The 10,344-nt window shown below is 67.0% G+C and carries 10 protein-coding genes and 1 pseudogene; 7 read left to right on the plus strand and 4 right to left on the minus strand.

The annotated features are described in order from the left end of the window. Together bla and AB4Y99_RS23430 are read left to right on the plus strand one after the other, a co-directional pair. Positions 1–961: class A beta-lactamase (gene bla / locus AB4Y99_RS23425; RefSeq protein WP_441525010.1), on the plus strand; the 961-nt coding region annotated here is incomplete at its 5' end. 78 nt (positions 962–1,039) lie between these two features. After that, positions 1,040–1,606, plus strand: coding sequence for a PAS domain-containing protein (locus AB4Y99_RS23430; protein ID WP_441525011.1), 567 nt, complete (start codon positions 1,040–1,042; stop codon positions 1,604–1,606). Between the two features lie 110 nt (positions 1,607–1,716). Here the strand turns inward: AB4Y99_RS23430 and AB4Y99_RS23435 are convergent, their stop codons facing one another. Further along, positions 1,717–2,625, minus strand: coding sequence for a DMT family transporter (locus tag AB4Y99_RS23435; RefSeq protein WP_260368464.1), 909 nt, complete (start codon positions 2,623–2,625; stop codon positions 1,717–1,719). 113 nt (positions 2,626–2,738) lie between these two features. Here AB4Y99_RS23435 and AB4Y99_RS23440 point away from each other — a divergent pair, with 113 nt between their 5' ends. After that, the gene (locus tag AB4Y99_RS23440; protein WP_441525012.1) at positions 2,739–3,482 is read left to right on the plus strand and encodes a type 1 glutamine amidotransferase; all 744 of its coding nucleotides are present in this window, start codon (positions 2,739–2,741) and stop codon (positions 3,480–3,482) included. On the opposite strand, the gene AB4Y99_RS23445 is transcribed toward AB4Y99_RS23440, so the two are convergent. Further along, positions 3,479–3,856: a YkvA family protein gene (locus AB4Y99_RS23445; RefSeq protein ID WP_441525013.1), complete on the minus strand. Its 378-nt coding sequence runs from the start codon at positions 3,854–3,856 to the stop codon at positions 3,479–3,481. The genes AB4Y99_RS23440 and AB4Y99_RS23445 overlap by 4 nt on opposite strands. 73 nt (positions 3,857–3,929) lie before the next feature. On the opposite strand from AB4Y99_RS23445, the pseudogene AB4Y99_RS23450 reads away from it, so the two are divergent. From AB4Y99_RS23450 to AB4Y99_RS23465, 4 genes and pseudogenes are all read left to right on the plus strand, one after another. Next, positions 3,930–4,842, plus strand: a pseudogene (locus tag AB4Y99_RS23450) (aminoglycoside phosphotransferase family protein). 165 nt (positions 4,843–5,007) lie between these two features. Further along, a complete protein-coding gene (locus AB4Y99_RS23455) occupies positions 5,008–5,409 on the plus strand; it encodes a GFA family protein (RefSeq protein ID WP_441525014.1) in 402 nt (133 codons plus the stop codon). Between the two features lie 289 nt (positions 5,410–5,698). After that, the gene (locus tag AB4Y99_RS23460; protein ID WP_441525015.1) at positions 5,699–7,402 is read left to right on the plus strand and encodes a mucoidy inhibitor MuiA family protein; all 1,704 of its coding nucleotides are present in this window, start codon (positions 5,699–5,701) and stop codon (positions 7,400–7,402) included. Between the two features lie 185 nt (positions 7,403–7,587). Then, positions 7,588–7,989: a PRC-barrel domain-containing protein gene (locus tag AB4Y99_RS23465; protein ID WP_038363885.1), complete on the plus strand. Its 402-nt coding sequence runs from the start codon at positions 7,588–7,590 to the stop codon at positions 7,987–7,989. A 103-nt stretch (positions 7,990–8,092) separates the two neighbouring features. Here AB4Y99_RS23465 and AB4Y99_RS23470 read toward each other — a convergent pair whose 3' ends face one another. Next, a complete protein-coding gene (locus AB4Y99_RS23470; RefSeq protein WP_441525016.1) occupies positions 8,093–8,671 on the minus strand; it encodes a tyrosine phosphatase family protein in 579 nt (192 codons plus the stop codon). 138 nt (positions 8,672–8,809) lie between these two features. After that, positions 8,810–10,021, minus strand: coding sequence for a M20 aminoacylase family protein (locus AB4Y99_RS23475; RefSeq protein ID WP_142022009.1), 1,212 nt, complete (start codon positions 10,019–10,021; stop codon positions 8,810–8,812). Between the last annotated feature and the right edge of the window lie 323 nt (positions 10,022–10,344).

A 10,344-nucleotide genomic window follows, 5' to 3' on the forward strand; every position in this document is an offset into this window, starting at 1 on the left:
GGCCATTCCACCCGCCTTCGCCGATTGGGACCGGCCCAGCCTCGACAAGGGCATCGCCAAGCTCGAGCGCCGCACTGAGGGCCGGCTCGGCGTCGCGCTGATCGACCTGAAGGACCACAAGCTCTGGTCCTGGCGCGGAGCCGAGACCTTCCCGATGCAGAGCGTCTTCAAGCTGCCGCTGGCGGTAGCCGTGCTACAGCAGGTCGAGGCGGGGAAGTTCAAGCTCGACCAGCCGATCACCATCACCCGCAAGGATTTGTCGCTCTTCAACAGCCCGATCGCCCGGCAATTCAAGGGCGAGAGCGCGACCTACCCGGTGCGGGACTTGATCCGCCTTGCCGCCGGCCAGAGCGACAACACGGCCGCCGACCGGCTGATGCGCGAGATCGGCGGCCCGCAGGTGGTGACGAAGATGCTGCGCGACGGTGGCATCGAAGGCATGTCGATCGACCGCTACGAACGCCAGTTCCAGCCGGAGATCTACGGTCTCAAGGGCTTCGGCTGGAACGAGGTCGTCGACGAGCAGCGCTTCCGCGCCGATCTGCGCGCCCTGAACCCCGAATTGCGCATCGCGGCGCTGGCCGCCGCTCTGAAGGACAAGCGCGACGCCGCGACGCCGGAGGCGAGCGCGCGCTTCCTCGAGGGCTTCGCCGAAGGCAACTGGCTGCTGCGCAACCCCGCGCACACTGCCTTCCTGACCAAGGTCATCAGCGAATCGAAGATCGGCACCGGCCGCCTCAAGGCCGGGCTGCCGCCGGGCTCCGTCCTCGCTCATCGCACCGGGCTCGGTCTGACCACGGACGGCATCAACCACGCCACCAACGACATCGGCATCGCGACGCTGCCGGACGGGCGGCGCTTCGTCATCGTCACCTATCTTGCCGGCTCGCGCGCCGATGCCCCGAAGCGGGAAGCCGCACTCGCCGAGGCGGCGCGGCTGGCGGTTTCAGCCTTGCGTTGAGAACCGCTGTTTTTGGCGAGCCCGCGCTTGTATCGCCGGAGATTCTCTCTCATTCTCAATAACGAGGGAGAGGCTGACATGTCTGACGCAGTCTTCAAGGGCGGCAGGTCGGAGTTTATGTCGTTTCCGGGCAGTATCTGCCTCAACGACAACACAATACTCGGCATGTGGTACTGGGATGTAAAACAGGATCGGCTCTACGCCGATGCACGATTCGCCGCGCTGTTTTCTGTCGATCCCGAGGAAGCGATCCGCGGCGCGCCGGTCGACGCCTATGTCAACGGCATCCATTCCGAGGATCGCGAGCGCGTCGCGCGGGAAGTCGCGCACTGCACGAGGGCCGGCATCGATTTCAGCAGCCAATACCGCGTCTCGACGGCCGAGGGCGAGCGGCTCATTGCGGCGTTCGCACGCTGCCACCGCATGGCGGATGGCAGCGCCACGCATTATGTCGGGATCGCGCTCGACATCACGGAGACGGTCGGCACGGAGACGCCGACCGCAAACGTCGCCGACCATGTCATGCAGGCTTACCGCGTCGCGAAGGACGCTGGCGACGAGGAACTCAAAAGCGAGCTGAAGAACCTGTTGGTGCGGATCGGCAGGCGCCTGTCGCGGGAAGCCAGCCCCATGGACGCCCGATGAAAGGCCACGCGGCGGCTTGAGCCTTGTCGAGCGAGGTGGACACCGGCTCGCGTGAAGAAAATCCGATAAAACAAGGAGATAGAGCGTTTTCGCAGAAAGGCGGAAATGCTCTATCGCCCCAACCGCTCGGCGATGAAGATGCCGCCGAGCACCAGCGCGAGCGCGACCGCATGGTAGAGGCCGAAAGGCTCGCCGATGATCGCCACGGCGAGAATCGGCGCGAAGACCGGCACGAGATTGACGAAGACGCCGGCCCGGCCGGGCCCGATCAGCTCGACCGCGCGCAGGAAGGCGAGCTGCGACAGGAGCGAGGGGCCGATCACGACGAAAGCGAGGATGAGCCAGCCCTTCGGCGTCGGCGCGTAGTACTGGCCGAGCGCGATCTCGGCCGCGAGCAGCGGCAGCGAGATCACGCAGGCGAAGCAGGCGACCGCGGTGAAGAAGACCAGCCCCGGCATCGGAGGCCGATTGCGCACGGCGACCGTGTAGCCCGCGTAGAACACACAGGCGAGGATCATGAACAGGTCTCCTGCCGCGAAGCGCAGGCCGGTCAGGACATGGAAATCGCCCCGGCTCGCCGTGACCGCGACACCGATCAGCGTCACCGCGACGCCGAGCGCCTGCATCAGGCCGATCCGCGTGCGATAGGCCAGGAAGGCGCCGATCAGCACGAAGATCGGGATCGAGCCCTGAAGAATGCCGATATTGATCGCCGAGGTCGAATAGGCAGCGAGATACATCAGCATGTTGAACATGGTGAAACCGCCCATGCCGAGCAGGGCGATGAACCCCCAGCGCGCCCGCAGCGCCGGCCAATGGACGCGGAGCTGGTCGCGCAGCAGCCAGGGCAAGACCGCGCAGACCGCGATCCACCGGAACGAGGTCAGCGCCATGGGCGAGATGTTGCCGACGGCGAGCCGGCTCGCCACGGCGTTGCCGGCCCACATCAGCGTCGTCAGGATCATCAGAAGATAGGCATTCGCCCAGGCCCGATGCAGCCATGTCTGGGAGGGGTACACGTTTCGGCCCTGTCGCGAGGAAGGAGCTTTGCATAACCTTGCGCAACCCGCCCCTCCTATGAGATTGCGCGCACACCTGCCCGTCGCCCGATGCATCCCTCGGAACCCTGCCCATGATCCAGACCGGCCACCGTCCCCTCCGCCTGCTCTTCGTCGAAGGCAATACGCGAGAGCATCGCGAGGAGCATGTCGCCGGCTATGGCGCGACCCCGGCCGAGGCCTATGCGGCCGAAATCGCCGCGATCGCCCCCGGCATCGTCTCGGATATCTGCCTGCCGGCGGATGAGGGCGCCAATCTGCCGGATGCCGCGGGACTGGAATCCTATGACGGCATCTTCCTCACCGGCTCGGCCCTGCACATCTACAAGATCGAGCCGGCCGTGACCCGGCAGATCGARCTGATGCGSGCGATCTATGCCAGCGGCACGCCSAGYTTCGGCTCCTGCTGGGGCATCCAGATGGGCGCGGTCGCGGCCGGCGGCACCGTCACCGCCAATCCGAACGGGCGCGAGGTCGGCTTCGCCCGGCGCATCGCGCCGACCGAGATCGGCCGTGGCCACGCGCTGCTGGCCGGGCGCCCCGCCGCCTTCGACGCCCCGGCGATCCATCTCGACAGCGTCGCCCTGCCGCCGCATGGCACGACGATCCTCGCCTCGAACGCCATCAGCCAGGTCCAGGCCGCCGAGATCAAGCATAATGGCGGCACCTTCTGGGGCGTGCAGTATCACCCCGAATGGCCCATGGCCTCGACCGCGAGGTGCTGGACGCCGAGCGCCGCGTCACGGAGCTGCGCAATTTCCTCGACCGTCGCGTCAAGCCGCATGCGAGCGAACGCGGCCGGGCGTGAGGCCGGTTAGCGGAACTGCTGGAAAGCCCAGAAGCCGAGAGCGGCCAAGCCCAGCAACCAGATCAGGACGATGATCGCAGCCCCGACGGCGCTGCGCGGTCGGCCCGCGCGCTCATCGGCCTGCCCTCGAAACTCGCTCATGAGCTCGGCCGGGATGAGGCGGACCGCCAGAGCGATCCCGGCGGGCACGATGAGCAGGTCATCCAGATAGCCCAGGACCGGAATGAAATCCGGAATGAGGTCGATCGGACTGAGGGCGTAAGCGGCGACCGCGGCAGCGACGGCTTTCGCGATCAACGGCGTCCGCGGATCGCGCGCGGCAATCCAAAGAGCGACGGCGTCACGCTTGACCCGTCCTGCCCATTGCGTGATCCGTTTCAGCATGGGCGCGGCTTCTCATGAACCGGAGGCGTCCGCAACGGGCGGGAAGCCGAAACCGGTGTTATTGGAAGCGGCGATGCCACACCCGGAGAAGCACCTGCCTGCAACGATCAGCGTTGAGCTGGTTGGTCGCCTGATCAAGGCCCAGTTTCCGCAATACGCGACGCTGGCACTGGACGCCGTCCAGCCGGGAGGCTGGGACAATCGAACCTTTCGCCTTGGCCAGGAGCTGTCCATTCGCTTGCCGAGCGCAGAACGCTATGTCCCGCAGGTCGAAAAGGAGCACCGCTGGCTGCCGAGGCTGGCTCCGAACTTGCCCCTTCCGATCCCGGTTCCGTTGGCGATGGGCGCGCCAGGCGAAGGTTACCCTTGGCCCTGGTCGATCTATCGATGGCTTCAAGGCGAGCCTGCAACGACCGGCGATATTGCCGACCTGCCTGCTTTGGCCCGATCATTGGGCTCCTTCCTGGCTGCATTGCACCGGATCGATGCCACCGGCGGACCTGCCGCCGGGAACCACAATTTTCATCGTGGCGGGCGCCTTGCCGTCTACGACTCGGAAACGCGGTCCGCTTTGACGGCCCTCACCGGACGGATTGATGCCGCCTCCGCCGCCGAGGTGTGGGAAACGGCACTCTCGTCGGAATGGAGCGGCCAGCCGCTATGGGTTCACGGCGACATCGGCCTCGGGCAATCTGCTCATCAAGGACGGAGCCCTTTGTGCGGTCATTGATTTCGGAAGCTCGGCTGTAGGCGACCCCGCCTGCGATCTCGTGATGGCCTGGACAGAGTTCTCCGGAGACAGCCGCGCTGCGTTCCGCGCCGAACTCGCGCTTGACGACAACACCTGGAGTCGTGCTCGCGGATGGGCCTTGTGGAAGGCCCTCATCACCATCGCAAGCGCCGGTCAGGATGCTCGCTCGATTGAAAAAGCCGGGAGGATCGTCACCGAGGTCATCGCGGACCACCGCCGGTCGTCCGGGACGTAGTGCTGATTTCGGACCGAGCGCCGACCTGCCTTGGCACTCCCGCACATCCGCAAACCCTTGCAGAAAACCCGCGCCGTCCGGCACAGTTCGCCGGAACCGTTCCGTACGAAGCCCCGTTGCTCTGCTGCCCATGCTGGCGAAACCGGGGACACGCGCGAGACCACGATGAGACTTTCAGGCGGCTGCAACTGCGGACAGGTCCGCTACGAACTCGACGGCGCGCCGATCCGCGTCGGCATCTGCCATTGCGAAACCTGCCGGAAGGGCTCGGGCGCGGCCTTCTCCTTCTTCGGAATCTGGCCCCGGACCGGCGCGACGCTCTCCGGCGAGCTCGGATGCTGGCAAAGCCGCGCGGGCGGCGAGCGCTTCTGCCCGCAATGCGGCTCGCCGTTGTTCTGCTGGGCGGAAGGTTCGGACGAGATCGAGATCAAGCTCGGCACCCTGGACAGCCCGCCGAGCGCGCTCGTGCCCGCCTATGAGCTCTGGACCATCCGCCGGGAGCCATGGCTGGCGCCTCGGCAGGGCACCGAGCAGCACCGGCGCGACCGCGGGGATGCCGGCGCCTGAACCCTTAAAGCAATCGGGCACGCATCCGCTGCGAGAGCAATCGTCGCGTGGCGGGCCCTGACAGGGCGAGCACGGTCGTCCCGGCCTCATGTCATGCCCTTCCCGGTGGGCTGACGCCTTGTCGCCACCGCCGGAAAGCGCTTCGCGCCCGGCCGACGCTCCTGCGAATGGAGGACAAGGCCATGGCCCAGCGGGCCTATCCGCAGTTAGGCTCGATTTCGCCTTGGGCGCGCCGGATTCGGCACCGTCTATCACGGCCTCGTGACTTTGATTTGGAGGGGGAAACTTCATGAAATACGGCCTCGCCGCCGCCCTCGTGATCGCGCCTGGCCTCGCCAGCGCCGCCGAGACCGAGCTTTCGAGCCGCATCGACCGCGTCACGGTCTATCCCGACGGGGCCATCGTCACCCGCCTGGGCAAGGCCGACCTGCTGCAGGGTGCCTCGCAGATCGTGCTGCGTGGCCTGCCGGCGACGATCGACCCGGCCTCCATCCGCATCGAGGGGAAAGGCGACGGCTCGTTCTCGGTCGGCGCCATCGATGTCCGCRTCACCCCGGGCGAGGCGAAGCCGATCCTCGACAAGACCGTCGAGGACAAGCTCAAGGCGCTGCGCGACGAGAAGGGCGCGCATGAGGGCCGCATCGCCGCGATCGAAGCCCAGCGCACCACCATCGAACGCTTCGCCCAGACCGGCCCCGACAAGCTCGGCCCGGACGGCAAGGCCCTGCCCGTCGCCGACTGGCCGACAGTGTTCGAGGCGATCGGCACCGCTTTGGTCAAGGTCCAGAACGATCTGCGCGGCGAGCGCGGCAAGCTCGCGGATGTCGAGGCCGAGATCGCCGCGCTCGAAAGCGCCCGCCCGCAAGGCAGCCGCCCCGGCGCGCCGAAGCGCGACGTCGCCATCGCGGTCGAGGCCCCGCAGCCGGTCGCGGCCGAATTCACGGTCAGCTATCGCGTCAGCGGCGCGCAATGGGTTCCCGCCTACGAGGCGCGATTGACGACCACGGCGGCGAAGCCGGAACTGGCGCTGACCCGCCGCGCCGAGATCCGCCAGCGCACCGGCGAGGACTGGGGCGACGTCGCGCTGACCCTGTCGACGACGCGCTCGGCCGGCGGCACCGGCGCGCCCGATCTCCAGCCGATGCAGATCGCGTTCTTCGAGCCGCCGGCGATCTATGAAAGCCGTTTGCGCAAGGTTGCGCCTGCGCCGATGGCCGCCGCCCGCGCCAAGGCGGAGGCCGAGGCTCTGGCCGAGCAGGCAGAGGCAAAGGCCGCGTCGCAACGCGCCGCAGCGCCGCCCACACCGGCGGAAGTCCAGACCGCCCGGATCGAAGCCGGCCCCTATCAGGCGAGCTTCCAGGTGCCCGGCCGCGCCACCATTCCGCAGGACGGCACGGTGAAGACGGTCGTGCTCACGCAGCGCAAGGCCGAGCCGACGCTGTCGGCCCGCAGCGTGCCGGAGCTGGAACAGAAGGCCTTCCTCGAAGCTGCCTTCAATCATGACGAGGGAGCTCCGCTCCTGCCGGGCAAGGTCGCGCTGCATCGCGACGGCACTTATGTCGGCACGGGCCGGATCGGGCTCGTCGCGCCGGGGGACGAGGTCGCGCTCGGCTTCGGCGCCGACGACCGGATCAAGGTCAGTTTTGCCCCGGTGAAGCGCCGCGAGAATGAGCCGCGCTGGCTCAACCAGACCCGGACCGACCAGCGCGAGTTCCGCACGGTGGTGAAGAGCCTGCATGCTCAGGCCGTCAAGGTCACCGTGCTGCAGCGCACCCCCTATTCCGAGAACAGCGCGATCACGGTCGAGACGATCGCGGCCCAGACCACGCCGCCGACCGAGAAGCAGGTCGGCGACAAGCGCGGCGTCTCCTCCTGGACCTTCGATCTCGCACCGGGCGGCGAGAAGGAACTCCGGCTCGTCTACCGCATCAAATCGCCGGGCGACCGCGAGCTCTCCTATGACGAGCAGCCGCTGCCGCAGGCGACGGATTGAGGCCAGAGGCCTGCGCCACCGGCCCCGGAGCGCCTCGCTCCGGGGCGTGAAGGCACCTTGCATCGGCAACCGGAGGCCGATCGCGCAAATAATCTGAAATAAAAGAATGCCCGAATCAGGAACCCATGGCGAGAGGCGGCGTTGTCTCTATCACCTGGGGAATTCATGGTTTGGAGTTTACTTTCATGCGCAATGTCGCCATCGCCATCATTTCTGCAACTGTTCTTTCGACCAGCGCCTATGCGCAAACGGCTACCAGCACGACGGCGGTGAAGGAAGTCTATGTCGCCGCCAAGCCGACCGACGTACTGAGCAGCAACCTGATCGGCCTCAATGTCCAGAACTCCGCCAAGGACAAGATCGGCGAGATCAAGGACATCGTCATGTCGAACGGCCAGATCGCCGGCTACATCGTTTCCGCAGGCGGCTTCCTCGGCATGGGCGAGCACTATGTGATCGTCTCGCCGGCCGCCGTGAAGGTGAACTATTCCGAGAACGACAAGAAGTGGTCGGCCACGATGGAGACCACGAAGGACGCTCTCAAGGCCGCGCCGCAGTTCAAATATGAAGGCCGCTGGGCAAAGTAAGTCCTTGCCGTAAGTCGATGACGGCCCTGCTTCGGCGGGGCCGTTTTCATGTCGGCGGCCCTCTGTCGGTCGATATGCCCGGACGCGCCGCCTCGTCTTTGAGCTAAACCGCCATTTCCAGCTCGCGCTTGCGGCCGAGATCGTTCATCCAGGTCCGGAATTTCGGCTGCGCCGCGATCTGATGCGCATAATGCCGGCCCAGCGCCTCGGTCAGCCGGCCATGGCGGCCGAGCTGCTCGTCGGCGAAGCCGATCATCACCGAATTCGGCCAGGCCTGCGGCCGGATCTCGCGCAGACGAGCGAACAGCGCATCCTCGCCCTCATGCGGATCGGCCTGCGCCATCAGGGTCAGCATCGCCGCCGTCGAGCGCGAGATGCCCATATGGCAATGCACCAGCAGATGGCCGGCCTTCCGGCCCACCGCCGAGGCGCGCAAGCCCTCGCCGAAGCCGAGGATCTCCGCAACATGCCCAGGCGCCGGCATGATCCTGTCCGGGGCCGGATCGATGATGTCGTGGAAGCGCAGCGTCACCCGCTCATGCGTGCCATAGGCGCCGAAGGCCTCGAGCTCCGGCCAGCCGGGATCGAGCACCGAGAGCACATGCGAGACCTCGCGGGCGCTGTTGCCGGGCAATTCCTCGATGCCGCAGATCGTCAGCGTCGAGATGGCGAGGGTTTTCATGGCGTCATTCCGCATACCGTCATGGTCGGGCTCGTCCCGACCATCCACGTCTTTAGCCCGCATCGCTCACCAAGGRGAGCCGAAGACGTGGATGCCCGCCACAAGGGCGGGCATGACAGTTCCCGTGCAGGCGCTCCGTTACTCCGCCGCGACGGCCCGCAGGCCCTGGCCGAGCTCCTGATCGACGAGGCCGACCCAGTAGCGCACGCCGGCCGGGATGATCGCGTCGTTGAAGTCGTAGAGCGGCGTGTGCAGGCCGACGAAGGAACCGTCGGGATTGACGCCGTTGCCGATGCGCATGAAGGCGCCGGGCCGCACCAGCATCATCTCGGCGAAGTCCTCGCCGCCCGTGCCGGGGCGGAGCTGGCCGTTGACATGCTCAGCGCCGGCGGCCTGCGTCGCCGCGGCGACCGCGACCCGGACCTGCTCGGCCTCGTTGACCAGCGGGCTGGTGCCGCGGTGATAATACGGCTCCGCCTGGCAGCCCCAAGCCTGCGCCGTGGCCAGAGCGAGTTCGGCGATGCGCCGCTCCACCGTGTCGCGGACCTCCTGCGAATAGGTGCGGGCCGTGCCGCCGATGACGAGCTCGGAGGGGATCACGTTCGAGGCGTTGACGTCGCCGCCATGGATGTAACCAACGCTGATCACGGCGGTGTCCAGCGGGGCGACATTGCGGCCGACGATGCCCTGCAGGCCGAGCACGAAATGCGCCTGCGCATAGGTGATGTCGGTCGAGCGATGCGGCTGCGAGCCGCCATGGCCGCCGAGGCCGCGGAAGGTCACCTTCCAGCTATCCGCCGCCGCCAGGAACGGGCCGACGGTGGTGCCGAAGCTGCCGGTCGGCATGCCCGGCGTGTTGTGCAGTCCGTAGATCGCGTCGCAGGGGAAGCGGTCGAAGAGACCGTCGGCCAGCATGGCGTTGGCGCCGCCGCGGCCTTCCTCGGCCGGCTGGAAGATCAGGTTGACGGTGCCGGCGAAATCCCGGTTCTCGGCGAGATAGCGCGCCGCCGCGAGCAGCATGGTGGTGTGCCCGTCATGGCCGCAGGCATGCATCCGACCGTGATTCTTCGAGGAATAGGGGAGATTGGTCGTCTCCTCCAGCGCCAGGCAGTCCATATCGGCGCGCAGGCCGATGGCGCGCTCGCCCGGCTGCTTGCCGCGGATGACCCCGACGACGCCGGTCTGGCCGACCTTCTCGGTGACCTCGATGCCCCATTCGCGCAAGCTGTCGGCGACGAGCTTGGCGGTGCGCTGCTCTTCCAGGCCGAGTTCGGGATGGGCGTGGATGTCGCGGCGGATCGCCGTGAACGCGGCATGGTGCTGGCCGAGCCAGTCGTCGAGCTTGGTCATATTGCTGTTCTTCCCCTTCTGCGGCCCGCGCCGGCAAGCACGATTCCTGCCACGCGCCGACGATGCCCCTTAGCCCTTACGCGCGATTGCGGCAGCATTACTGCGCAGATCCTGCAGATCCGCCATGCTCCGGCTGTTTACCCATGGATCCGCCTTCCATTTTGCACCTGTCCGGGCCGCTCAAGCCCTCATCCTGAGGGGCGGCGTCAGCGGCATCTCGAAGGATGCCGTAGATCGCTCCGGAGCCTCCCGGACCATCCTTCGAGACGCCATTCCCATGGCAATGGCTCCTCAGGATGAGGGCTGGGGGGCCTCAAACAGAC

Source organism: Allobosea sp. TAB14 (assembly GCF_052113865.1).
In the GTDB taxonomy this organism is placed as follows: Bacteria; Pseudomonadota; Alphaproteobacteria; order Rhizobiales; family Beijerinckiaceae; genus Allobosea; species Allobosea spartocytisi.